A 22,766-nucleotide genomic window follows, 5' to 3' on the forward strand; every position below is an offset into this window, starting at 1 on the left:
GCCTTGCTCCCTCTCCCGCTTGCGGGAGAGGGTAGGGGTGAGGGCGCCACAGGAGCCCAACCATGACCCCACCCCTCACCATCGAACGCCAGGGCGACATCGAAACCTGGACGCTCAACGACCCCGCCACGCGCAACGCCCTCTCCGACACCATGGTGCTGGGGCTCTTTGAAGCCTGTGTGCGCGCCAAAGCCGACGCCTCGTTGCGCGGCATCGTGCTCACCGGCGCAGGCGGTGCCTTCTGCGCCGGCGGCAGCCTGAGCAGCCTGGCGGGGGTCATTGGCCAGCCTCTGCCGCCTGGCGAGACCGACCCGCTGATTGCCTTGAACCGCGCCTTTGGCGACGTGTTGCATGCCCTCACCGAGTTGCCACAGTGGCTGCTGTGCGCAGTGGACGGCCCGGCCATGGGGGGCGGATTTGGTCTGGTGTGTTGTGCCGACATCGTGGTGGCCACCGAGCGTGCCAGCTTCGGTACGCCTGAAGTCACCATCGGCCTGCCACCGGCACAGATCGCCCCCTTTGTCTGGCAGCGCCTGGGCGATGCCACTGCAAGGCACTGTCTTCTGGGTGGCCTGCGCTGGAGCGCCACCCAGGCACAAGCCGCTGGCCTGGTGAACCGGGTGGTGGATGACGACGCGCTCAACACCGCTGTGGCCGAAGCCGCGCAGGCATTGAGGCGTGCGGCGCCCGGTGCGGTGGCCGCGACCAAGCAATTGCTGCACCGCCTGCGCGACAAGATGCCCGATTTGCGAGACGAAGCAGCACGGGCCTTCGCCGCAGCCCTGCGCGGCCCGGAAGCGGCAGCCGGTCTGGAGTCGTTCGCCAAGAAGCGGCCAGCGCCCTGGATGGACCAGCCATGAAACGCTTGCTGATCGCCAACCGCGGCGTTCGCGCCCTGGCGCGGGGGATCGCCCACATGTGCGCACAGCGCATGTTCGGCGATCGCCAAATGGCCTGGCACGCGAAGCGTGCAGGGCGATGAGCCGCGAGGTACTTATGAAGAAACTGTTGATCGCCAACCGCGGCGAAATCGCCCGCAGGGTGATCCGCACGGCGCATGCCATGGGCATCGAGACCGCGGCGGTGTTCAGCGAAGCCGACGCCCGGGCCCTTCATGTGCGCGAAGCCACCACCGCATTCGCACTCGGCGGCACCAGCTCGGCCGACTCTTACTTGCGCATCGACGGGCTGCTGGACGCTGCGCGCGTCACCGGTGCCGATTCGGTGCACCCCGGCTACGGCTTCCTCAGCGAGAACGCCGAATTCGCCCAGGCCGTGATCGACGCCGGTCTGACCTGGGTCGGCCCGTCACCGGCCGCCATCCGTGCGCTGGGCAGCAAGTCGGCCGCCAAGGCGCTGGCGCTGCAGCACGGCGTACCGGTCTTGCCGGGCTACTTTGGAGCCAACCAGAGCGACGCCACTTTCATGGCCGAGGCCGAACGCGTCGGCTTCCCCTTGATGGTGAAGGCCGTGGCCGGGGGCGGTGGGCGCGGCATGCGACTGGTGAAGCGCCTGGAGGATCTGCTCGCCGCTCTGAAGAGCGCGCGTTCCGAAGCGCTTGCCGGTTTTGGCCATGGCGACCTGTTGATCGAGCGCGCCGTGCTGCGCCCGCGCCATGTGGAGGTGCAGGTGTTCGCCGATGCACATGGCCATTGCGTGCACCTGGGCGAGCGCGACTGTTCGGTGCAGCGCCGCCATCAGAAGATTATCGAAGAAGCGCCCAGCCCGGCCGTGTCGCCTGTTCTGCGCGAAGAACTGGGTCGCTGCGCCGTGGCGCTGGCGCAGGCGGCGGGCTATGTGGGAGCGGGCACGGTGGAGTTCTTGCTTGAAGAAGCAGATGCCGTAGAAGCCACCACCCCAGCCCGCTTCTTTTTGATGGAAATGAACACACGGCTGCAGGTGGAGCACCCGGTGACCGAGATGCTCACCGGACTGGACCTGGTGGAGTGGCAGATTCGCGTTGCACGCGGCGAACCGCTGCCGCTCAGGCAAGACCAGATCACCTTCAACGGCCACGCCATCGAAGTGAGACTCTGCGCCGAAGATGAGCATTTCACTCCGCACACCGGCGCGGTGCAAGCCTTCCAGCCGCCGCCACTCATTCCAGGCCTGCGCTTTGACCACGCGCTGGAAACTGGCAGCGAAATCACACCCCACTACGACGCCATGCTGGGCAAGCTCATCGCCCACGCACCCACCCGCGCTGAAGCCATACAACATCTGGCTCACGCACTCGACGCGACCACCGTGCTAGGCCTGCCTACCAACCGCGCCTTTCTGGCGGCCTGCCTGCGCCACCCGGTGTTCGGGGCTGGCGACGCTCGCATTCCCTTTCTCGCTGAACACGGCGACGCACTGCGCGAGCAGCTGCAACCCCCGCCCGAGGCGGTGCTGGCAGGGGTGCTTGCCGCCACCTTTCATGCGCTGATCCCCGCCACGGCCCTGCCATGCCCCTTTGCGCGCCCGCTGCGCTGGCAGCACGCCGGGCACACGCTGGAACTGGCGGTGCTGGAGCACGGGCAAGGCGTCCTGAGCGTGACGGCGGGCGAGCGCGTCGTTCAGGCGCGCGTGGCTCAAGGCAGCGTGAGCATCGACGGATGGGCATGGCGGGTGAATGCCGTGTCGCTCGGTGGCGACCTGGATGGGCATCATTGGCAGATTCAGGCCGGGGCATACACGCTGACGCTGCGCGATCTCAGCCACACGCCGCGCGAGCGCGAATGCGGTGCCGCTGCCGCGCGCGAGCTGCGCGCCCCCTTCAATGGCAAGCTCGTCGCCGTGCATGCGCAGGCCGGCGCCGACGTGCAGAAGGGTGCAGCGCTGTTCGTGATCGAGTCCATGAAGCTCGAACACCAGATCATTTCCCCCCGCGACGGGCGCGTTGATGCGGTGCCTGTGGCGTCTGGGCAGCAGGTCGCGCCCGGTCAGATCATCGTCACCTTTGAGAAATGAGATGACCGATCACCCCGACTTCACCCATGAAGACCGCACCGCACTCATTGACACGGTGAAGCGCTTCGCGCGCGAAGCCATCGCACCGAACGTGAGTGCATGGGACGAAGCCGGTGAGTTTCCTCGAACCCTGTACCCGCAGGCAGCTGAGCTGGGCCTGCTCGGCCTGGGCTACCCGGAAGCGCTGGGCGGCACGCCAGCTCCCTGGAGCGTGCGCAACGCCATGTCGCAAACGCTGGCCCGCTTCGGCGGGAGTGGCGGTCTCATGGCCAGCCTGTTCAGCCACAACATCGGGCTGCCGCCCGTGCTGGCGCACGGCACGCCCGAGCTGCAGGGTGAAATCATCCCACCCGTGTTGCGCGGGGAGCAGATTGCGGCCCTCGGCATCACCGAATCCGGTGGCGGTTCCGATGTGGCTGCCTTGCGCACCACCGCGCGACGGGACGGCGACGATTTTGTGATCGATGGCGAGAAGGTGTTCATCACCTCGGGCATGCGCTGTGACTGGATCACCCTCGCGGTCAGGACGGACCTGAACAGCAAGGGAGCCAGTGGCATCAGCATGATCGCCGTGCCCTGCCATCTGCCCGGCATCTCGCGCACCAGGCTGCACAAGATGGGCTGGCTCTGCAGCGACACCGCCCACCTGCGATTCGACGGCGTGCGTGTGCCTGCGCGCTACCTGCTGGGCGAGGAGGGCAAGGGCTTTCGCATCATCATGGGCAACTTCAACGGCGAACGCCTGGCCATGTCTGCCATGGCACTGGGCTTCGCCGAAGCCTGCTTCGACGAGGCCCTGTCATGGGCACAACAACGCCAGACCTTTGGCGCTGCCCTGGTGGAACACCAAGTGATCCGCCACAAGCTCATGGACATGCAGATGCGCATCCGGTCCACCCAGGCCTGGGTGGACGAACTGGGTGCTCGTGCCGACGCGGGAGACACAGGGCCTGATTGGGTTGCAGGTGTGTGCCTGCTGAAAAACCACGCCACCCAGACCATGCAGTTCTGTGCCGATGCTGCCGTGCAGACCCTGGGCGGCATGGGCTACATGCGTGGCACCGTGAGCGAGCGGGTCTACCGCGAAGTGAAGGTGATGATGATCGGCGGCGGTGCCGAAGAGATCATGAAAGAACTCGCCGCCAGGCAGCTGGGCCTGGGCTGAGCCGCGACCTGACAGTCGCGTCGGCCCCGTCCCCCCACAATCAACCCACCATGAGCAAAACCACCCCGCCTCCCGCCGAGTTCGAAGCCGAGTTCATCAACGGCCTCAAGACCATCTTCGAAGAAAAGATTGTGTTCAACCAGGTCCTGGGCCTGAAGATCACCAGCCTGCTGCCCGACCGCGTTGCCGGGCGCATCGACATGAAACACCAGCTGGTCGGCCACTACAGCCACAACCGTGTGCACGGTGGCGTCATCAGCGCCTGCCTCGACGCCATGGGCGGCCTGGCCTGCATGGCCGCCATCGGCGCGCGCCACATGGACGAAGCGCCCGAGCAACGCCTGCACCGCTTCGCCAAGCTCGGCACCATCGATCTGCGCATCGACTACCTGCGCCCTGGTATCAGCGAGTACTTCGACCTGCACGCCGAAGTCATGCGCCTGGGTTCGCGCGTGGCCAGCACCCGCATGGAGTTCAGGGGGGCGGATGGAAAGCTGTTGTCTACCGGAGCGGGGGCTTACATCGTGTCGTGACGCCAGGAAAGAATTCGGCGGGGCGGCGGCTCACGCAATTGGCGCAGAATTCCTGCTTCTGCCCAGAGGGGGAGTCTATTCAAATGAGTGTTTCAAACCGAGCCCAACTGTTGGATGCCATGCAAGACAAGCGGTTTGTGCGAGTGCATCGTCGCTTCGAAAGCACCCCCGTTCGGGGGTACGTGATGGACGTTGGGCCAAAGTTCTTTCTTTTTTGTTTGGTGAGTGATCGCCAGTGGTTCAACGGCTTTGAGTGCTTCCGCATAGCCGATGTAAAAGGCCTGAAGCACGATCCCTACGCTGATTTTTCAGAGGCTGCCTTGAAGCTTCGAGCTGAACGGAAGCCGAGAAAACCAAAGATATCGCTTCAGGGAAAGGAAGAGATGCTGCTGACAGCTGCACAGGCTTTTCCACTGGTGACGATTCACCGAGAGAAGGTAGACCCAGACGTGTGCCATATAGGCAAGGTGGTCTCAGTCAAAGCGAAGCGCGTGCGTTTTCTGCTCATCGGGCCGGACGCTCAATGGGATGAAAACCCCACTGACTTTTCTTTTCGAGAGATTACTCGCGTGAGCTTCGGCGGCGACTACGAAGACGCTCTTCACATCGTGGGTGGTTCGCCTTCGACCTAGGCGGAGCTTTTTGCTCAGCGCTTGGCCGACAGCAGGTGGAATTCACTGCTTTATGGCTTGCGGCCGGGCTGCGCAGATGACTTTTGGCTAGAGTGTCACCGCTAGATCGCTTTCTACCTTGGTCGAGCAAGAAATGTGCTGGCTGTCAAAGTGCAACTTGTACGGATCGCGCCAGGCAGTATGTACAGGCGAGGCGAGTTTTTAAACTCGAAGAGTCTGTAAATTTGATATTGACTTGACCGAACCTCTGATTTGGCCATTTCATTGCGAGTGACAAAAAAGGGCGTTTGAACGCCATACTTCGTCGTCTTGACCTCAATCAATCGCTCGGCCCCGGACTCCTCAAAGGACAGCACATCAAACCCTTCATGGTCCCCTTTGACCACAGATGTGTGCTCGATTCGTGACGCAAGAGACTCTTTGCCCAGATGGATGAGTCGCGCTCTTTCATAGTTCAGCACGAACTGCTCACCAGCAGTGCCGAGTGATCGATTGCGCGCCTCTCTTTCGACATAATTGGTCGTGAGCCGTACGAGTGGCGGTACATCCTCACGCACCTTTTCAAGCTCATGTGGCGCGGTGGGCTTGCGTGTGAGGACCGAAAGAATGTCTTCCACTTCCGGTACGACGATGGGTGCATCAGCGTCCGCTACTGCGAGTGAAAGCAATGGTGAATTGGTTGGAAGCAACTCCGCGAGTACCTCGGTCACCAAGCCTTGGTAGTTGTGCAACGGCGCGTATCCGGGAAGGTAAGGAAAGTTGGCATCGATCAGAGCCGCACTGATATTCATGTACTTGAATTCAATGGATTTCTCCGAACGTTCATTCAGGATCGGTAGCAATGCACGACGATGGGCTGATTTGCTGAACGGAGTTCCCGCCAACCAGGACGAAAGCATGGACAAATAGTCTTGGACAGTTGCCTCGACTTCTTTCCGACTCCAATCTCTTTTTGTCATGGAGCAGATTGTCGCCTGAGCGGGGCCACCCAGGGGCACAGCCCCATTCAGGTTAGGGAGGATGGCGGCTGATCAGCGTTTGCCGCCACCGTTTCCGCCGCCCTTGCCACCTCCATTGCCGCCGCCTTTGCCGCCGCCACCGCTGTTGCCACCGCCCTTGCCGCCACCGCCTGAGCCACCGTTGCCGGCACCACCGCCTTTGCCGCCGCCGCTTGAGCCCCCATTGCTGGCGCCGCCCTGGCTGCCTGACTTGCCGGCGCCCAGACCACGCGTGGTGGCCGTGTCGCCCGCCGCGGCCATTCGCTTGTCGCCCCCAGGGGTGCGCTTCATACGGTCTGCGATGGTTTCGGTGTCGGTGTCGGTGTCAGTTCTGGTCTTGATGGCGCGTGGCGACTTGTTCGCGGCGCTCACCACATCGCCCAGGCGGATGTTCATGGAGTTGGCAATCTCGCCCCAGCCCATGCCGCTGTCGCGCATGGCCTGCACATTGGCCTCGGCCGCACCCAGTTCGGCGTCGCTGGGGTGGGTCACGCCTTGCTTCGCCAGGCTGGCGGACGCAATGAGGGAAGTGAAGGTCGGCTTCTTCTGCGGGTGGATCAGGGGCTCGGCCACCGGATCGACCGGGCCAACCACCACCACCACGTCCTGGGCCGTAGCAGCCAGGGTGGTGAATGCCAGACCGGCCATCAGGGTGCGAAGAAGCTGAGAAATGTGGGGTTGCATATGTTGTTCTCCTGACGGTTATGAGAGAGGCCATGCTAGGCCCGGTGCCCTTGCAGAAGCGCGAGCATTTGTCAGCAGATGTACCTTTGCCACCAATGACTTAACCGTGGGGCGCATCCGGGCGGAACGCGGCCGAGAGATTGAATGCCCGAGACCGGAATGAACTCCGAGGGCCCTATGGCTTTTCACAGACGCAGAACTGTTCGTACAGCACCTGCATCACGGCCAGCGCCTTGGGGCTGGTCAGGCCATAGACGATGTGTTTGCCCTCGCGGCGCGTGCTCACAAGGGCCTCGTCGCGCAACACCGTGAGTTGCTGCGACAGGGTGGGCTGCACGATGCCCAGCAGTTCCTCCAGCTCACCCACGCGGCGTTCACCCTGAGACAGCTGGCACAGGATCAGCAGCCGGTCGGGGTTGGACAAGACCTTCATCAGACGGCAGGCGCGCCCAGCGGCGGACTGCATCTCTTCCAGATCCATCGAGACTTTTTCCATCTGCGTGCTCATCGGGTTGATTGGCGGGTTTGACAAACAATATATTGAGATATATATTGTTTGTCAATATATTATTGTTGAACGTGTCAACGGAGGATTCAATGAGCGCAATGCCGATCAAGATCACCCAACCCCAGGTGCATGGCATGTTCGAACCCGCCACCTGGACCGTGACCTACGTGGTCCACGCCGGCCCTGGAACCGACTGCGCCATCATCGATTCGGTGCTCGACTACGACCCCAAGTCCGGGCGCACACAGCACACCTCGGCCGACAAGGTGATCGACTATGTGAAGGCCAACGGCCTGCGGGTGCAGTGGATTCTGGAAACCCACGCCCATGCCGACCACCTCACCGCCGCGCCCTACCTGCGCGCCCAGCTGGGCGGCAAGATCGGCATAGGGGGCCACATCACCCAGGTGCAAAAGGTGTTCAAGGGCCTCTTCAACCTGGAGCCCGGGTTCAGGCCCGATGGCTCGCAGTTTGACCATCTCTTCAAGGAAGGTGAGACCGTTTCGTTGGGTGCGCTGCAAGGCGAAGTGATGTGCGTGCCGGGGCACACGCCCGCTTGCGTGGCTTACCGTTTTGGCGATGCGGTGTTCGTTGGCGACACCTTGTTCATGCCCGATGTGGGCACCGCGCGTTGTGACTTCCCCGGCGGCGATGCCCGCGTGCTCTACGCCTCCATTCGCAAGCTGCTGAGCCTGCCGCCTGACACCCGGCTGTTCATGTGCCACGACTATCCGCCCGACGACCGCCCGGTGGCGTTTGAAACCACCGTGGCCGAGCAGCGCGCGAAAAACATCCACGTGCACGACGGCGTGAGCCTGGACGACTTCGTGGCCCTGCGCACCCGACGCGATGCCACCCTGGACATGCCCACGCTGATCCTGCCGGCCGTGCAGATCAACATCCGTGCGGGTGCGATGCCGCCCAAGGAAGACAACGGCGTGGCCTACCTGAAGATTCCTCTGAACGCACTCTGATCCACCACCTGAATTCATCCCGGGCAGCACCATGACCACCGTTTCCGTTTCACTCCAGCAGCAAGCCGACTACCGCTTCGAGATCCGTTTCGGCGACGACATCCCTGCATTGGTCGCCGACGAACCCGCGCCCCTGGGCAAAGGGGAGGGGCCTTCGCCCGCCCAGCTGCTGTGTGCCTCGGTGGGCAACTGCCTGAGCGATTCGCTGCTGTTTGCCTTGCGCAAGTTCAAGCAGGCGCCCGAGCCCTTGCGTGCCGAGGTGCAGGCCGAGGTGGGGCGCAATCCGGAAGGCCGGCTGCGGATTCTTGGTCTCCATGCCACCATCCACCTGGGCGTGGCCGCGAGCGCGCTGGAACATCTGGACCGGGCTCTGGCGCAGTTCGAAGAATTCTGCACCGTCACCCAGAGCGTCCGGCAGGCCATCCCGGTGAGGGTCGCCGTGATCGATGCCGAGGGGGTCACGTTGCGTGACCAGAGCTGACAAGCCCCACAGCGGAGTCCACTGACCCATGTTGTCCCTCTCCTTAGGCCCGATCGCTCTGCCGGTGGCACCCTTGGTGCTATTGGGCGCCGTCTGGGGCACATCCTTTCTCGCTGCTCGCCTGGCGCGCAAGGGCGAAGACGCGGCTCAGGGCGAGGTGGCTGGCAACACGGTGTTCCACGCCGCGCTGTTCGGCTTGCTTGCAGCGCGCCTGGCCTACCTGTTCATCCATGCCGATGCCTACCTCGCGTCACCCTTGTCGGCGCTGGACGTGCGTGACGGCGGCTGGTATGCACCTGCGGGACTGGTTGCTGGTTTGGCCTGGTTGGCATGGCGCAGCCTGCGCTGGCCCAGGTTGAAAAAAACCTGGCTGGTGAGCAGCCTGGCCGGCGTGAGCGTCTGGTGGCTCGCATCCACCGCGGTGGGTCTGGCTGGCTCGCCGTCCATCCCGGCTGTTGAGTTGGCCGAACTGGAGGGAGGCAAGGCCATCACCCTTTCGCAGGCAGCACAAGGGCGGCCCTTGGTCGTCAACCTCTGGGCCACCTGGTGCGCTCCTTGCCGCGTGGAGATGCCGATGCTGGCCGCCGCGCAACAGCGTGAGGCGGCCGTGGGCTTTCTCTTCGTCAATCAGGGCGAAACGCAAGCTGCCGTGCAAACCTACCTGCGCAAGGAAGGACTGCCATTGCGCGAAGTGCTGCTGGACAGCGGATCGAAGCTCGGTGAAGCCATCGGTTCGCGCGGCATTCCCGTCACGCTTTTCTACGACGCCCAAGGCAGGCAGGTGGACGCGCACTTCGGCATTCTCAACGCGGCCGCGCTCGAGAGTCGCTTGCGCCGGCATCGCCCCTCTCGATGACCGCTGCCTCCTTCCCGCGCACCCACTCGTACCCGACATGATCCCCATCCAGACACAGTCCGCCTGGCGCGGCACCTCCGATTGCCGATCTTGCGCCATGCGTGACCTGGCGCTGTTCTCCAGCCTCAACGAAGAAGACTTCGCTCGCATTCATGCGCCGATCGACGACCTGGCTTACCGGGCGGGTCAGACCCTCTTTGTCGAAGGCGAGGAGGCCACCGGCATCTTCACGCTGCGCTCCGGCATGCTGAAACTCTCGCGCGTCACGGGCGACGGTCGGCGGCGCATCCTCCGCTTGCTGCGCCCGGGTGATGTGGTCGGCCTGGAGGCGCTGGCCACGGGCCGCTACGACAGCGAAGCCTCCGCACTCACCAGCGCCACGCTGTGCCGCATTCCCACCGATGTGGTGCACCGGCTGAGCCAGCAGTCGTCGCGCATGCACGCCGGCCTGCTCCACAAATGGCAGAAGACGCTGCGCGAGGCCGACGACTGGCTGGCTTCCATCAACTTCGGCACGGCGCACCAGCGGGTGTGCCAGTTCATCCTGAAAATGCGCCACGCCACCGACCCGGGGATCTTCACGCTCTTCTCGCGCGAAGACATGGGGGCGATGATGGACCTGAAGCTCGAAACGGTGAGCCGGGAGGTCTCTGCCCTGGTGAAGGCAGGTGCCATCCAGCCCATCGACAAACAAGGGCGCCTCTATCGCATCGTGGACGAAGCCATGCTGCAGCCGTCGACGGGACACTGATCCCGACCCCGGAGGCGTCTGCCGCGATCAACGCATCAAGTGGGCTCGGAATCTCCACCAATCTCACGCAGCCTGCGGTAAAGCGAGCGCTCGCTGATACCGAGCTTGCGCGCCAGTTCGGCGCGGCTGCCCTGGTGGGCCTTGAGTTCGGCCTGCAGGGTGGCGCGCGCCACGTTGCGCAAGGAGGAACCCGGGCCTGGTGTGGTGTGCGTTGGCCCCGTGGCCAGTGTGCTCTGGTCTTCCACCGAAGGGCAGGCGGCAACCGCGGTTTCCAGTGCCCGTTCCACGTGCACGGGGTCGATGCTGCTGCCATCGGCCATCAGGGCCGCTCGCTCCAGCACGTTGCGCAGTTCGCGCACATTGCCTGGAAACGGGTAGCGTTTCAACAGATCCAGCGTGCCGGCAGACAGGCTCAGTCGCCGCTGGGGGGCCACGCGGTTCAGCAGCGCCGCCGCCAGCAGCGGGATGTCGTCTGCCCGCTCCCGCAGCGCCGGCAAGGCGATGGGGAAGGTGCTGAGTCGGTAGTACAGGTCTTCCCGGAAGCGGCCATCGGCCACCAAGGCCTTCAGGTTGCGGTGTGTGGCCGAGATCACGCGCACGTCGGTTCGTCGCAGCTCGGTGCTGCCCACGCGGCGGTAGGTGCCGCTCTCCAGCAGGCGCAGCAGCTTGACCTGCATGGCCAGCGGGATGTCGCCCACCTCGTCCAGAAACAGCGTGCCGCCGCTGGCGGCCTCCACCAGCCCGGACTTGCTGGTGTTGGCACCCGTGAAGGCGCCGCGCTCATGGCCGAACAGTTCGCTCTCAAACAGAGTCTCCGGCAGACTCGCGCAGTCGACCACCACGAGCGGGTGGGCCGCCCGTGGGCTCGCATCGTGAATCGCCTGTGCCACCAGTTCCTTGCCGGTCCCCGATTCACCGAGCAGCAACACGCTGGCCTGCGACGGCCCCACCCGGGCCACCAGCTCCAGCATGCGCTGGAAGGCGGCCGATCGCCCCACCAGCCCTTGCCCGGCGGGCCGACCCTGTGCCACGCGCAGTGGCTCCATCTTCTCGATGAAATAGGCTTGTTCGCCGCTGGCATCGCGCAACGGCACCAGCTCGATGTTCACGTACGACTCGCCTTGGGGCGTGTGGTGCAGGTGCAATACCCGTTCGCGCTGGCCCGACTCGCGGGCGCGGCCGAGCGGGCAGCTTTCTCCCGCCTTGTCACACGGCACGCTGAAGTGGTGGGACACCTCGTAGCAGGTGCGCCCGATCACCGAGGCACGGGGACTGAACTGGCTGCGGTAGGCCACGTTGGCGGCAATGATCCTGTACTGACGGTCCAGCAGGATGTGCGGCTCCGGCAGGGCCTCCAGGTACGACAGCAGTTCGGGCAACACATTGGCCATGGGGATCGGTCTTTCGGAAGCAGGTCTTTCTTCAGTGCCGGGTGTGCAGGCCTGGCCGGCTCGGGTGTGTCGAGTACATCAGTCTACGCTGATGTTTATCCCTTCTTCTTCCTCCCTCTGATGCCGTCGATCCGGCGGCTGTCTGCCAGACCAGGCTGCCAGTTTGGCAGTCAAGCGGCCACTCTGGCAGAGCGAACAACTGCCAAGGCTGGCAGTTGACCTCACAGGTGGGCCAAAGACGCTTGATTTGTTTGGGCTTTTCCACTGCCCACCCGTGGCACGGGATTTGATCAGTGAAGGGCATCTGCCACCACATCGATCCCCACGGAGTCAAACCATGGACGCAAGCCTGAAACATCCACCGCTCCTGGCACCCGGTGATCCTGAACGCCGCGTCTGGCTGCTGGCCACCGCCGCAGCGGGCGGCATCGCCGCCGTGGCCACGGCCGTGCCCTTCGTATCGAGCCTGGCGCCCAGCGAGCGGGCCAGGGCTGCTGGTGGGCCGGTGGAGGTGGACATCGCCGACATCGCCCCGGGTGACATGAAGGTCGTGGAGTGGCGTGGTAAGCCGGTGTGGGTGGTGCGGCGCACGCCCGAGATGCTGGCTGCCCTGCAAGGCCACGACGCCGACCTGGCCGACCCCCTGTCGGACAAGCCGCAGCAGCCGGCGTACGCCCGCAATCCAGAGCGCGCGATTCAGCCCGAGGTTTTTGTCACCATCGGCATCTGTACTCACTTGGGCTGCTCGCCCAGCAACGCTCCCCAGGGCGGCAACAACCCCAGCCTGCCAGCAGACTGGCCCGGCGGCTTTTTCTGTCCCTGCCATGGCTCCACTTTCGACGGCGCCGGGCGGGTGTTCAAGAGCAAGCCGGCGCCGACGAACCTGGAGATCCCGCCGCACCGGTATGTCGACGCTGCGCGCATCCAGATCGGCAGCGACGAAGCCTGAACGGTACGCCGGTCGTGCGGCCCAGGGGGGTGCCTTGGCGGTTGGTCGTTGAAAGCCGATTCATCTTGACCGCTGCCATAGGGGCGCTGGTGCAGACGACTCACAAGTAGGGCCTGTTCACACTATTTTTCCAAGTGCGAATGGGTTGAAAACAGCGCCAATCTAGGCGCACGACGACGGCCAGACTGGGTGTCTGGCCTAGGAGTGCAACGACGAGTGGCGCTGTTTTCAACCCATTCCCTTCGGGTTGCGGCCAAAAAGGCCATGCGCCGCGTTGCGAAGCCTTGCCGGGGGGGCGACCCCGGCTGCGTTTCGCGCCTTGCGCATGACCTTTTTGATCCGCAACGCATCTTGGAAAAATAGTGTTAACAGGCCCTAGCCGTCTTGCAATTCAACCCAATGGATTGATCACGCCCGCAGCAGGGATGTTGCCCTGGCCCTTCATGCTTTCCACAAACTTGAAGAGGTCGGCCATGGTGAAGTGGTTTCCCGCCCTGGGCAGCGTGCGCGGTGTGCCAGCGTTGAGCACGCTTTCCGGATCGTCCTTGATGAGCCCGACGATGACCTCGGCCACGATGGTGCCCCCGATCGGGCCGAGGTGCATGCCCTCGCCAAGTACCTCGGCTTCTTTCAAGATGTAGAACCACAGCGGCGTCTGGTGGCCCAGCGCGTGCTTCTTGATCACGTCACCCCCGGTGCCGCTTTCCAGTTGCTGGACGGAGAGCGGTGCGATGCCCATGCGGGCAGCCACCGCCTGGCCCGATGGCAGCTTGTAGTGCTTGGCGCCGCGGACCAGGTTGAGCTGGGCCAGGAACGGTGAGTCGTCGCTGTTGCCGATGCGCAGGCGATCGGTGAGTGCGGCGTCGATGGCGAAAGCCTTTTGCGCCGTGGCGCCCAGCCCATCGAACATTTGCCGCCAGTCGAGCAGCCAATTGGTGGGGTAGCGTGTGCCTCCTAGAAAGCCGCCATCACCGGTGAAGGTGAACGCCAGCCGGAAGTCCGCCAGCTGTGGGCCGGCGGCAAAATTGAACACCTTGTTGAAGTTGTAGGCGGGACGGACCATGCTGTGGCCAAAGCGGTAGGCGGCGCCTGCGAACTCCAGCGGCATGTAGGGCGAACGGGCCAGATAGCCCGGGCCGATCAGGTAGTGCTTCAACTCATCAAGCGCGTTCTGCACATTCTGGGGCCCTGCCACCAACGGCAGGTACTCGTGCAGCACGATCTGCTGGTAGTGGTGTGTCACCACCTTTCGCACATCGGCAAAAGAGAGTTCAGGGAATGTCAGGCTGACCGCGTTGTGGAAGTGAAGCATCGTGCGGTGAAGCTGCGCGACGATGAGGTTCTCGTCGTTGCGCTTGTCGCCCAGCACGGCTGTCCTTTCTGAGAGGCCGTCGGCAATGCGGGGCAGGTCGTAGAGCTCGCCGTCCATGGCCTGCACCTGGGCATCGCCCCCACCCGGCGCGGCTGTGGGAACGCTCTGGACAGGCCCCACCAGCATCAGCGCCGATGCGGTGGTGGTGTTGCGCTGGTAGAGATAGGGCTGGTCGCGCGGGCCTGAGCCGTACATGCTGTCCAGATCGAGTGCCGGCGTGCGGAAGTTGACGAGGTCGTCCACGTCCACGGCGTTCTCGCCCAGGCTCGTGGGATCGAAGGTCATGTCGTGGTCAACGAACTGGCCGAAGTAGGTGAAGCCGGCTGGAATGAGGCCGTCCTTGCGTTCGGCGACGTGCATGGCCGCGCCCAGCTCCCGAAGGACCGCATCGTCCTTCACCGGGTCGCCGGTGGTCCATGGCACGGCGGCAAGTTCGGGGAAGAGCAGACCGAAGCGGCCCGGTTTTTGCAGATTGCTTCGGGTGGGGTTGGCGTTCTCGGTGCTGTACCCGTGGCTGCGGGCGTGGGGTTTGTGGTCCATCGTGAAACTCCTGACAAGCGCGGACGCGGTCCGCTCAGACATGGAATGGCAGATTCACTATGCGACTGGCTGCTTCCCAACGACCAGATTCCGATGCAGTGCTGCTGTCGATCATCCGCCGCTTTGTCGGGCGACCGCGCTGTGGCGATTTCTTCCCGCGGCGGCGATGGTATGCCTGCGACTTGCAGCGTGAATCCTCCGATTGAGGGATCACGCAAGGTCGATCACTAAGGCAGCGGTGCCACAACGGGTTGACTGGCTCCGGCGCCATGGCTGCGCTCCAGGGCGTGGGCTTACGGACGGATTTCCGCCAGATACATGCGCACACAAAAAAGGTGTGGGAGCGCCGGCCAAAAATCGGGGGAAGAAGCCGAGAGGCATCTGGGAAAGGGCACGGAAAGGGTGGCCGTGCTCTCGGGTTTGATCAGGCCGGTTCCGATCCGCTACCACCCACCGCCGCCTGCTTGTGGCCCACGTGATAGGCCGTCAGCACGTGGACCGCAATCATGTCCAGGCTGGGGCGGTGGTTGCCCTGCTTATCGGTCCAGACCTTGGGGGTGAGGGAGCCTGAGAGGGCAATGGCATCGCCATCGCCGAGGGCGAGCAACGCGGCGCAGGGGGCATCATCAAAGGCGATGACGTTGACGATGTGCTCTTCGTCGGCCTTGTTGCGCGCCAGCACCCGGGCCACGATGTACGAGCGACCCGTCTTGTCCACGCGCCTTGAGGCATCGCCCATCAAACGACCTGCAATCAATCCGTCAATCATGTGTGTGCCGTTTCAGGTGACGAGGTGGGTGAGGAGCATGCGCCCGAGGGTGGGTGTCGGCGTACATCAACGCGGCTTCTCAAACCCAGAAGCGATCCAGGCCTGCGCGCTACTCACCGTCAGTTTGAAGTTGGGCGGCACGGGCACGCTGGCCACCAGCTCTTCGAATTCGTCCACGGCGGTCAGAGTGGCGGTGGCGCCTTCCTCGTCGGGCACGATGGCCATCTCCACCCGGATGCGCTTGCCATCGACCGGCACGCTCACGTTCTTGTTGAGTTCGGCATGGCGTTGCTGTTCGGAACGGCGGATCACCTCCCTGGCCGTCTTGACCAGAGTGTTGAAGGCGGCGGTGTCCAGCGGCTTGGGGTTCTTCTTGTCGCGACCCATGGTCCAGGGCCCCACCAGGGCGGGCTCGGCCTCGCCGTCGAGGTACATGGCCACGGCCCAGCCGTCGTCGTCTTCGTTCTTGATGACGCGGGCGGTCCAGTGTTCGTCGCTCCACACGCGGTCTTCGCGCACGGGCTCGTGGGTGTCGTGGTTCATGGTTCAGCGGCTTTGCACCGCCAGCAGCTGCACCTGGAACTTCAAGGTGCTGTTGGGCGGAATCACGCCGGGAATGCCGCGCTCGCCATAGGCCGTGGCGGGTGGGCAGGTGAGGTCGGCCGTATCGCCCACCTTCATTTCCTGCACCGCCTGTGTCCAGCACGGCACCACGCGGTTCAGCGGGAAGCTGGCGGGCTGGCCGCGCTTGTGGGAGCTGTCGAACTCGGTGCCATCGAGCAGCGTGCCCCGGTAGTGCACCTGCACCGTGTCGGTGGCCTTGGGCTGGGGGCCATTGCCACTGGCGGTCCACTTCATGGACACGCCGGAGGGCAGCAGCTTGTCGGCGGGCAGGGGCGTGGTGGTCTGGGCCTGGGCAGAGAAGGCAAAGGCAGCCAGGGCGGCGGCAACGAGGGCGGCAAGGGTGTAGTGGTGTTTCATGTGGTTGGTGAGTGGCGATGGAGGGTGTGTGAGCAGGCAGCCCTGCTGAAGTTCAAGAACGGCTGGCCGGTGGGCTGCGGCCGATCTGGCGTTCAGGCGACCGATGCCGAAACCCGCAAGGGTAGCCGAAGCTCGAAGCAGACACCGTCGGCGGTGTTGATCGCCAGTATCGTGCCGCCCATCTTGGCCATGTAGGTGCGGGCCACGTACAGGCCCTGGCCGCGTTGGTCGCCGGTCTGTGGCGTGTTCGGGTCCGAGACGCCGTATTCGAAGATGCGGTCGATGAGCGCGACGTCGATCAGCGGTCCCTCGTTGGTGATGGCCACGACCGCCATGGCGCCGTCGGTGCGCAACTGGATCTTCACCGGCGTGTCAGGTGTGCGGTAGCGATCCGCGTTGCGCAATACGTGGGTGACCACGTCTTCCAGCGAATGTTCGTCGGCACCCACCCACACCGGCGTGGCCGTGCCGTCGTACCTCACGTCGGCAATGCCGGCGTGCGGCGCGTTGCCCGCCACCAGCGCCAGAAACGCGTTCAGGTCCAGGGTTTCCAGTTGCAGTGGCGCGGCAGAAAACGCCTCGCTGGGCGAGGCCGTGCCATAGAGCACCCGCACCGCCTGCTGCATGCGCTGCACGTAGCGGTGGCTGGGGTCTTGTGCATCAGGGTGCAGCACCATCATCGACTGCAGCGGCGACATGATCTCGTGCCCCACGGCGTGCCACATGTCGCGCTCCTGCTCGGCGCGGATGTGTTCGCGACGCACGCCGTCTTTCACCCGTTCCAGCAGCGTGGCCAGCGTGTTGGCCAGAATGCCGAGCTCGTCCTTGCCGCCCAGGTCTTTCACATCGAGCTCGCCCAGCCGGCGGTCCACCTGAGGGTCTTGCATGTTGTAGCGCAGCGCGGCGGCACGGCGAGTGAGCAGGGTGATGCGCCGCATCAGCCCCACTTCGATCAGCAGCCAGGTCAGCGCAATGGCCACCAGCATGGCGCCCACGTACCAGCTCATGCGGGTGGCGGTGGCGCCCAGATGGCGGTCCACGCTGGTGGGGTCGCCGGTGAGGATGAGCCGGTATCGCCCGGCCGGCGTGGTCACGGTGTCTTGCGCGCTGAGCCGCACGCTGGTGGCGCGGTCGTCCACCGGTGGCAGGCGCTGCATCAGCCGGGTGATCCAGGGTGCGACCGTTTCTTCGTTGTGCGCCAAGCCGGCCAGTTCGGTCACGGGCAGGTTGCCTGCGATGCGCACACGCTCTATGCGCAGCACTTCGCCAGGCGCCAGGGCCCCGGTCAACTCGTCCAGCGAAAAAGGCTTGAGCGCGCCGGCCTCCGCGCTGTCAAACACCGGGGTTTCACCTTCGGGCAGCCACTGCAGGCGCACCCGCGTGGCGTTCAGGTTGGCCGGGGGCCAGGGTGCCCGGCCTTCGGCAAACAGCTGGTCGCGCCAGGCCTCCACCGGCAGGCGGATCGACACCAGCGAACGGCGGTCGCAGAGGGGCAGGCTGTCGGTGACTTCGGCACATTCACCGTCCTGCCAGAGCCAGCCCCGGAAATCGCGCACCGGCCGGGCCAGCCGGTGCAGCGTTGCACCGTCGCCCGCAAAGCCGGTGAGGCGGCCCCTCAACCCGGCCCGCCCCGCATCCACCGGCACGCCGCGCCCGGCCTCAAACGGCGCCACCCATTCGTGCGACTTGCCATCCACAGTCAGCGTGACCCGCGCCCGGCTCACGGGCAGCAGGTCGGTCTGGCCGCGTTGGCGGGGCTGGCCGGGCGGCAGCACCAGATCGGCCACCAGGTAGAGAAAAGCGCCTGCGTAGGCCTGGCTGCCCACCGCCACACATAGCTGGTGACCATCGGGCCAGCGCAAGGCGCAGCCGCTCATTTCCACCGCTTGCCGCGCTTTGAAGGGGTCGCCAAAATCCAGCGCTGAAAACGGCAGCACCACCGGTGTGATGTCGCCATTGACCAGCACCGGCGCATGCGCGTTGATCAGGGCGAGTTGACCGGTGGGGTGGCGCAGTTGCGCGCTGATGCTGGAGAGGCGCTGGTGAAAGCCGGCTTCGTAACGGTCGCGGCTGCGCTGGCGCTCTTCGGTCAGCAGGGTCACGGCCAGCGCCAGCGTGGCCAGCGCCAGCAGCACAAAGGCGCCATGGAACACCAGGCGCCGCCGAAACGCCGCCAGCGGCAGGCGCGGCAGCGCCAGCGGGGGCAGGGCAGGCACATCCAAGGGCCCGAGCTTCATACAGCGACTCCGGCGCGCAATTGACCCAGTCCCGGCGCACAGCGGCGCAGAGGGTGGCACCACTTCTCCGGAGCGCGTGTCCGAATTCCAGAGCTCCCGTGGAACCGGCTTTGCCGGGCCACAGGGTGCGTCCCCCTCCCGCCGAAGGCGAGAGAGGGGGAAGACGCGAAGCGGCGCAGGGGGTGATTCATCTACTCCAACGAAAGCCGCGCATGGGCACGTTCTCCACCGCATCAAAACCCGGGTCCACGTCGCGAAACGCTTCTCGGATGCTGCTCACGTGCTTGCGCACGTTGTCGCGGTTGCGTCCGCTCTTGACCACTTCGAACAACTCCTCGTAGCTCACCACCTCGCCCTTGCGCTGCACCAGCGTGGCCAGGATGCGCTGGGCCGTCAAGGGCAGGTTGATGCGCTGGCCGCGCCAGGTGGGGCTGCGTTGCCACAGCGGGTCCAGGCAGAGTTCGTCTGCCGGCACGGGCGGCGCGTCCGCCTGCCGCTGGCGCGCGGTGCGCAGGATGTCCAGGAAGGTTTCGACGAATTCGGCTTCTTCAAACGTCGTCTTCTGCAGGTAGTCCCAGGCATCAAGCGCTTTCATGATGCTGCGGTAGATGGCCGCCGGCATGGCCGAGACCACCAGCACCGGCGTGCCCTGGTGCAGCTTGTTGATGGTGTTGATGATGGCCACGCCGGCATGGCGCTCGCGCCCCAGCTCGATGTCGAGCACCACCAGGTCGTAGCGCTCCCGGGCCAGCGCGGCTTCGGCGCTGTCGCGATCGAACCACTGGTCGATCTGCATGTGCGGACGGGTCGCACGGATCCAGCCGCACAGCTGGTTGCTGGTCGGGCGGTCGTCTTCAATCACGGCGACTTTGTCCATGCGCGGATTATCGAGGGGCGGCTGAGGTGGCCCTGTGAGTTTTTCTTCCCGGGCGGGCAGAAACACGGTCGCGAGCACCCTGGCGGCTTCCGGGGCATGTGCGGACCATTGCGGTCATGGTGCTGCCCATTGGGGGTGGCGCCCACCACCGCAGGAGAAACCACCATGCTTTTGTTCGATGCCCTGTCCCGCGCCTGGCGCCGCCTCAGAGGCCAGCCACCCGAGCCAGTGCCAGACGCGCCGGAAACCGAATTCGCGCCTTCCGCCAGCGCACCTGCCACGGCCAGCGCGAGACCCTACCGCCCCATGCCTATGCCCCGGGTCGATCTGCAGCCGCTGGTGGTGGGTGTGCTGGTGGTGTCACTGGTCGTCGGAGCCGCCTGGGTGATGGTCAAGTACCCGCCGGTGCGGCAACTGGTGCCTGGCGAGCTGGCGGTGCGCAGCAACCAGCTGACCGGCGACACCACGGTCTGGCGCAGCGGCAGCCTCTGGGCCTGGCCCGGCATCCACCGCGTCACGGTGCACGACCTGCACGACCGCCACTGGGAGGCCACCGCCATGGCCCGCGCCGACGGGCCGGAGCCGGCGCAGACGGTGGAGGGCCTGTCGATCGGTATTGCGCTCAAGCTGCGCTACGCCATCGATGTGGAACAACGTTCGGGCGCTCAACTGCACAGCCTGCCCGCCAACCTGGACCAGCAGATCGTGGAGCCGGCGGTGCAGGCCACGGTCTACAGAATAGTTTCCCGGCACACGGTGCGCGAGATCTTTTCGTCGCAACGCGGTCAGATCGAAGAGGCGATGGTGCGCGAGATCGGCACCCGGCTGGCGCGCGACGGCCTGGTGCTGCGCTCGCTGCACATTGGCCAGATCGACCTGCCTGCCGACTACCGGCGCGGCATGGAGGTGCTGCTGACCGAGGGCCTGGAGGCCGAGAAGATGCGCTACACGCTGGAGCTGCGCGAGAAGCAGGTGCGCGAAGGCGAGCTGAAGGCCAATGCCGACAAGGCGCGGCGCGAGATCGCCGCCGAGGCCGCGGCGCGCGAACAGATCATCGCCGCCAAGGCGCAGGAAGAGGCCATGAAACACGTGCTGCCCTTCAAGCAGCGCCAGATCGAACAGCGCAAGCTCGAAGCCGAAGCCGCCCGCGTGCAACGGGTGCAGCAGGCCAAGGCCAACGCCGAGGCGCGCGAGATCGAATCCCAAGCCGAAGCCGATGCGCGCCGCAAGCTGGCCGACGCCGAAGCCTACCGCCAGGCCAGCCTGGGCAAGGTGCAGGCCGAGCAGATGGCGGTGGAAGGCGCGCTCATCACCCGCCACCCGCTGCTGATCCAGAAGACCATGGCCGACCGCCTGAGCGACAAGGTGCAGGTGATCATCGCCTCGCCGCCGCAGAGCGGGGGCTTCATTGGCGACCAACTGCTGGGCACCCACACCGCAGCGGCACCCGCACCGCGTGGCCGGCAGGTGACGTATCTGGAAGACGAGCACCGGGTGGTTGAACGATGAGCTCGATTCACAACGGAGCCAGGGAAATGACATGCACAACCTCAAGACTGGTGGCTTTCGCACTCGCCGTGGTGCTGGCGTTCACCTGCGCGGTGTCGATGGCCGCCGCACCCGCACCTTCTCTGACAGTGGCCGTGGTCACGCGCGACATGGCGCCGCTGCGCGCTGCGCCGGCCGCGTCGGCCGCGCGCTCCAGTGTGCTCTGGCGCGGCGAGCTGCTGGAGGTGCGGGGCTTGCGGGGCGACTACGCGCAGGTCTGGGACCACCACCGCGAGCGCGGTGGCTTCGTGTTGCGCGAGCAGCTGCATCCCCTGCAAACTTCGGCGGCCAACGTGCCCGGCCTGCAGGCGCTGCTGGCTTTCGTGAGCGACCAGCCGGGCGCCGAGACGCTGGGCCTGGCGCTGGCGGCCGCCGTGATCCAGGCATTGCCCCCGCAAGACCTGCAGGGCCCCGCCGAGGCCGCCGTGCTCGACGCCATCGGCCGGCAGGCCGACCGGCTCGCGGAAAGGGCGTCGCAAGGCGCCGGTGAGCGCAGCAGCCAACAGACCACCCTGACCGCGCATCTGGACATTGCGGCCCGCCAAGGCGTGCGCTACCTCAGCGTGGCTTCAGGCGATGCCGTGGTGTTCTGCTACGACGGCGATGCTTACCGCCGCCTGCTGGCGAACCGGCATGCCACGCCGGATCAGCGGGCCCGCGCGGCGCTGTCGCTCACGCGCCCGGACTGTGTGGCCGAACCTGTGCGGCCCGCCGAACGAGAAGCCCTGGATCAGCAGCGGGATGCCGTGCTGGCTCAGATCGGCATCGAGGGACTGTCAGCGCACTGGGCCGCCCGGCTGAAGGTCCGGCAGGCCGAGGTGCTCAGCCGGCTGGCCTTTGCCGCCGCCCGGCGCGGTGACGCCAGCGCCGCCAGTGCCGCCGCCCGCCTGGCCCTGGATGCCCTCACCGCCGTCTCGCTCGACGACCTGTCGGAGGTCGACCAGCGCGACCACCGCGAGGCGTTGCTGCGCACCAACGCGGTCCGCTGGGCGGCCATGCCTTCTGCCACCACCGTGGCGACAGGCTTGCCGTTGACCGTGCACACCCAGGCCGACGGGCAGACCTGCGTGAGGCTGCATGAGGATCCGCGCGCCGACGTGCCCTCCAAGAAGCGGCCTGACGGCAAGGCCGCCATGAAGCTGGTCACCGACAGCCCCCGGGAAACGCTCGTCGAGCGTTGCACCTGGGGCCAGGTGTGGGCGGCGTCAGCCCAGCGCAACCGTGAGCGCAACGCCATCGTGCTCGCGGTGCAACCCATCGACGGCTGGCGCGAACTCTGGGTGTTTCGCCAGACACGCCAGGGCTGGGAGGTGCTGGTGCAGCCGCCGGCAGCGTTGCTGCCGGGTGTGGGTTTCGCCGAGTTTGCCGGCTGGGTGCCTGGCGGCAAAAGCATGCTCGTGGCCCGGGAGGCGGTGGCCGAAGGCCGAACCATTCGCCGATTCGAGGTGGTGAGCCTGGACACGCTGATTCCGGAACGCACCGCTTTCAGGCCCGATGCGCTGGGGGCTTTCAACCGGTGGTCCGATGCCGGCTGGAAAGGGCAGTCGCTGGCGCTGCGCTAAAGCCGT

General features: G+C 65.4%; 23 protein-coding genes. 13 read left to right on the forward strand and 10 right to left on the reverse strand.

Annotation, left to right across the window (positions count from 1 at the left end; translation table 11 throughout):
• Window positions 1-62: 62 nt before the first annotated feature.
• The 6 genes from J2W49_RS13960 (at window position 63) to J2W49_RS13985 (ending at window position 5,282) form a co-directional block, all read left to right on the forward strand.
• Complete coding sequence (locus J2W49_RS13960; protein WP_310317061.1) at window positions 63-860, forward strand: enoyl-CoA hydratase/isomerase family protein; 798 nt, start codon at window positions 63-65, stop codon at window positions 858-860.
• Window positions 857-982, forward strand: coding sequence for a hypothetical protein (locus J2W49_RS13965; RefSeq protein WP_310317064.1), 126 nt, complete (start codon window positions 857-859; stop codon window positions 980-982). The genes J2W49_RS13960 and J2W49_RS13965 overlap by 4 nt, the downstream gene beginning before the upstream one ends.
• A 14-nt stretch (window positions 983-996) precedes the next feature.
• Entirely contained in the window at window positions 997-2,952 is a 1,956-nt protein-coding gene (locus tag J2W49_RS13970) for an acetyl/propionyl/methylcrotonyl-CoA carboxylase subunit alpha (protein WP_310317068.1), read from the forward strand.
• A gap of 1 nt (window position 2,953) precedes the next feature.
• On the forward strand, window positions 2,954-4,117 hold the full coding sequence (locus J2W49_RS13975; RefSeq protein ID WP_310317070.1) for an acyl-CoA dehydrogenase family protein: 1,164 nt from the start codon (window positions 2,954-2,956) through the stop codon (window positions 4,115-4,117).
• Between the two features lie 50 nt (window positions 4,118-4,167).
• A complete protein-coding gene (locus J2W49_RS13980; RefSeq protein ID WP_310317073.1) occupies window positions 4,168-4,650 on the forward strand; it encodes a thioesterase family protein in 483 nt (160 codons plus the stop codon).
• Between the two features lie 110 nt (window positions 4,651-4,760).
• Entirely contained in the window at window positions 4,761-5,282 is a 522-nt protein-coding gene (locus tag J2W49_RS13985; RefSeq protein ID WP_310317078.1) for a hypothetical protein, read from the forward strand.
• Window positions 5,283-5,395: 113 nt separating this feature from the next.
• Here J2W49_RS13985 and J2W49_RS13990 read toward each other — a convergent pair whose 3' ends face one another.
• The 3 genes from J2W49_RS13990 to J2W49_RS14000 all read right to left on the reverse strand — a co-directional run bounded on the left by J2W49_RS13990 (window position 5,396) and on the right by J2W49_RS14000 (window position 7,472).
• Window positions 5,396-6,241, reverse strand: a complete 846-nt coding sequence (locus tag J2W49_RS13990) for a protein NO VEIN domain-containing protein (protein ID WP_310317081.1) — start codon at window positions 6,239-6,241, stop codon at window positions 5,396-5,398.
• Between the two features lie 72 nt (window positions 6,242-6,313).
• A complete protein-coding gene (locus tag J2W49_RS13995) occupies window positions 6,314-6,964 on the reverse strand; it encodes a hypothetical protein (RefSeq protein ID WP_310317084.1) in 651 nt (216 codons plus the stop codon).
• A gap of 175 nt (window positions 6,965-7,139) precedes the next feature.
• Entirely contained in the window at window positions 7,140-7,472 is a 333-nt protein-coding gene (locus tag J2W49_RS14000) for an ArsR/SmtB family transcription factor (RefSeq protein ID WP_310317087.1), read from the reverse strand.
• A 98-nt stretch (window positions 7,473-7,570) separates the two neighbouring features.
• On the opposite strand from J2W49_RS14000, the gene J2W49_RS14005 reads away from it, so the two are divergent.
• Genes J2W49_RS14005 through J2W49_RS14020 form a run of 4 tightly spaced genes read left to right on the forward strand, consistent with a single transcriptional unit; the run spans window position 7,571 to window position 10,534 of the window.
• Window positions 7,571-8,446 carry an MBL fold metallo-hydrolase gene (locus J2W49_RS14005; RefSeq protein WP_310317346.1) on the forward strand — a complete coding sequence of 292 codons (876 nt, stop codon included), beginning with the start codon at window positions 7,571-7,573 and terminating at the stop codon, window positions 8,444-8,446.
• Between the two features lie 31 nt (window positions 8,447-8,477).
• Entirely contained in the window at window positions 8,478-8,927 is a 450-nt protein-coding gene (locus tag J2W49_RS14010) for an OsmC family protein (RefSeq protein ID WP_310317090.1), read from the forward strand.
• Between the two features lie 28 nt (window positions 8,928-8,955).
• Entirely contained in the window at window positions 8,956-9,783 is an 828-nt protein-coding gene (locus J2W49_RS14015; RefSeq protein ID WP_310317093.1) for a TlpA disulfide reductase family protein, read from the forward strand.
• A 37-nt stretch (window positions 9,784-9,820) separates the two neighbouring features.
• Complete coding sequence (locus J2W49_RS14020; protein WP_310317096.1) at window positions 9,821-10,534, forward strand: Crp/Fnr family transcriptional regulator; 714 nt, start codon at window positions 9,821-9,823, stop codon at window positions 10,532-10,534.
• Between the two features lie 35 nt (window positions 10,535-10,569).
• Here the strand turns inward: J2W49_RS14020 and J2W49_RS14025 are convergent, their stop codons facing one another.
• Window positions 10,570-11,925 carry a sigma-54 interaction domain-containing protein gene (locus J2W49_RS14025; protein WP_310317100.1) on the reverse strand — a complete coding sequence of 452 codons (1,356 nt, stop codon included), beginning with the start codon at window positions 11,923-11,925 and terminating at the stop codon, window positions 10,570-10,572.
• A gap of 337 nt (window positions 11,926-12,262) precedes the next feature.
• Between J2W49_RS14025 and petA the strand changes: the two genes are divergently transcribed.
• Window positions 12,263-12,874: a ubiquinol-cytochrome c reductase iron-sulfur subunit gene (gene petA, locus J2W49_RS14030; protein ID WP_310317103.1), complete on the forward strand. Its 612-nt coding sequence runs from the start codon at window positions 12,263-12,265 to the stop codon at window positions 12,872-12,874.
• Window positions 12,875-13,265: 391 nt separating this feature from the next.
• Here petA and J2W49_RS14035 read toward each other — a convergent pair whose 3' ends face one another.
• From J2W49_RS14035 to J2W49_RS14060, 6 genes are all read right to left on the reverse strand, one after another.
• A complete protein-coding gene (locus tag J2W49_RS14035; RefSeq protein ID WP_310317105.1) occupies window positions 13,266-14,786 on the reverse strand; it encodes a peroxidase family protein in 1,521 nt (506 codons plus the stop codon).
• A 424-nt stretch (window positions 14,787-15,210) separates the two neighbouring features.
• The gene (locus tag J2W49_RS14040; RefSeq protein WP_310317106.1) at window positions 15,211-15,555 is read right to left on the reverse strand and encodes a single-stranded DNA-binding protein; all 345 of its coding nucleotides are present in this window, start codon (window positions 15,553-15,555) and stop codon (window positions 15,211-15,213) included.
• A 66-nt stretch (window positions 15,556-15,621) separates the two neighbouring features.
• Complete coding sequence (locus tag J2W49_RS14045; protein WP_310317110.1) at window positions 15,622-16,098, reverse strand: hypothetical protein; 477 nt, start codon at window positions 16,096-16,098, stop codon at window positions 15,622-15,624.
• A 3-nt stretch (window positions 16,099-16,101) separates the two neighbouring features.
• Entirely contained in the window at window positions 16,102-16,536 is a 435-nt protein-coding gene (locus J2W49_RS14050; protein ID WP_310317114.1) for an FKBP-type peptidyl-prolyl cis-trans isomerase, read from the reverse strand.
• 92 nt (window positions 16,537-16,628) lie between these two features.
• Window positions 16,629-18,773 (reverse strand): sensor histidine kinase, encoded by a 2,145-nt coding sequence (locus tag J2W49_RS14055; protein WP_310317116.1) that lies wholly within the window; start codon window positions 18,771-18,773, stop codon window positions 16,629-16,631.
• 187 nt (window positions 18,774-18,960) lie between these two features.
• Entirely contained in the window at window positions 18,961-19,650 is a 690-nt protein-coding gene (locus J2W49_RS14060; protein ID WP_310317119.1) for a response regulator transcription factor, read from the reverse strand.
• A gap of 165 nt (window positions 19,651-19,815) precedes the next feature.
• On the opposite strand from J2W49_RS14060, the gene J2W49_RS14065 reads away from it, so the two are divergent.
• Together J2W49_RS14065 and J2W49_RS14070 are read left to right on the forward strand one after the other, a co-directional pair.
• The gene (locus J2W49_RS14065) at window positions 19,816-21,159 is read left to right on the forward strand and encodes an SPFH domain-containing protein (protein ID WP_310317122.1); all 1,344 of its coding nucleotides are present in this window, start codon (window positions 19,816-19,818) and stop codon (window positions 21,157-21,159) included.
• 26 nt (window positions 21,160-21,185) lie between these two features.
• A complete protein-coding gene (locus tag J2W49_RS14070; protein ID WP_310317124.1) occupies window positions 21,186-22,760 on the forward strand; it encodes a hypothetical protein in 1,575 nt (524 codons plus the stop codon).
• The last annotated feature ends 6 nt before the right edge of the window (window positions 22,761-22,766 follow it).

This window comes from Hydrogenophaga palleronii (assembly GCF_031457455.1).
GTDB lineage: Bacteria > Pseudomonadota > Gammaproteobacteria > Burkholderiales > Burkholderiaceae_C > Hydrogenophaga > Hydrogenophaga palleronii_A.

Bases quoted from the DNA above. Each gene is read 5' to 3' on its own strand.
- J2W49_RS14000 (WP_310317087.1), bottom strand. From the start codon at position 7,472: ATGAGCACGCAGATGGAAAAAGTCTCGATGGATCTGGAAGAGATGCAG.
- J2W49_RS14070 (WP_310317124.1), top strand. From the start codon at position 21,186: ATGACATGCACAACCTCAAGACTGGTGGCTTTCGCACTCGCCGTGGTG.
- J2W49_RS13975 (WP_310317070.1), top strand. From the start codon at position 2,954: ATGACCGATCACCCCGACTTCACCCATGAAGACCGCACCGCACTCATT.
- J2W49_RS13965 (WP_310317064.1), top strand. From the start codon at position 857: ATGAAACGCTTGCTGATCGCCAACCGCGGCGTTCGCGCCCTGGCGCGG.
- J2W49_RS13995 (WP_310317084.1), bottom strand. From the start codon at position 6,964: ATGCAACCCCACATTTCTCAGCTTCTTCGCACCCTGATGGCCGGTCTG.
- J2W49_RS14040 (WP_310317106.1), bottom strand. From the start codon at position 15,555: ATGATTGACGGATTGATTGCAGGTCGTTTGATGGGCGATGCCTCAAGG.
- J2W49_RS13960 (WP_310317061.1), top strand. From the start codon at position 63: ATGACCCCACCCCTCACCATCGAACGCCAGGGCGACATCGAAACCTGG.
- J2W49_RS14015 (WP_310317093.1), top strand. From the start codon at position 8,956: ATGTTGTCCCTCTCCTTAGGCCCGATCGCTCTGCCGGTGGCACCCTTG.
- petA (WP_310317103.1), top strand. From the start codon at position 12,263: ATGGACGCAAGCCTGAAACATCCACCGCTCCTGGCACCCGGTGATCCT.
- J2W49_RS14055 (WP_310317116.1), bottom strand. From the start codon at position 18,773: ATGAAGCTCGGGCCCTTGGATGTGCCTGCCCTGCCCCCGCTGGCGCTG.
- J2W49_RS13990 (WP_310317081.1), bottom strand. From the start codon at position 6,241: ATGACAAAAAGAGATTGGAGTCGGAAAGAAGTCGAGGCAACTGTCCAA.
- J2W49_RS14005 (WP_310317346.1), top strand. From the start codon at position 7,571: ATGCCGATCAAGATCACCCAACCCCAGGTGCATGGCATGTTCGAACCC.
- J2W49_RS14060 (WP_310317119.1), bottom strand. From the start codon at position 19,650: ATGGACAAAGTCGCCGTGATTGAAGACGACCGCCCGACCAGCAACCAG.
- J2W49_RS14065 (WP_310317122.1), top strand. From the start codon at position 19,816: ATGCTTTTGTTCGATGCCCTGTCCCGCGCCTGGCGCCGCCTCAGAGGC.
- J2W49_RS14020 (WP_310317096.1), top strand. From the start codon at position 9,821: ATGATCCCCATCCAGACACAGTCCGCCTGGCGCGGCACCTCCGATTGC.
- J2W49_RS13980 (WP_310317073.1), top strand. From the start codon at position 4,168: ATGAGCAAAACCACCCCGCCTCCCGCCGAGTTCGAAGCCGAGTTCATC.
- J2W49_RS14045 (WP_310317110.1), bottom strand. From the start codon at position 16,098: ATGAACCACGACACCCACGAGCCCGTGCGCGAAGACCGCGTGTGGAGC.
- J2W49_RS14035 (WP_310317105.1), bottom strand. From the start codon at position 14,786: ATGGACCACAAACCCCACGCCCGCAGCCACGGGTACAGCACCGAGAAC.
- J2W49_RS13970 (WP_310317068.1), top strand. From the start codon at position 997: ATGAAGAAACTGTTGATCGCCAACCGCGGCGAAATCGCCCGCAGGGTG.
- J2W49_RS14010 (WP_310317090.1), top strand. From the start codon at position 8,478: ATGACCACCGTTTCCGTTTCACTCCAGCAGCAAGCCGACTACCGCTTC.
- J2W49_RS14050 (WP_310317114.1), bottom strand. From the start codon at position 16,536: ATGAAACACCACTACACCCTTGCCGCCCTCGTTGCCGCCGCCCTGGCT.
- J2W49_RS14025 (WP_310317100.1), bottom strand. From the start codon at position 11,925: ATGGCCAATGTGTTGCCCGAACTGCTGTCGTACCTGGAGGCCCTGCCG.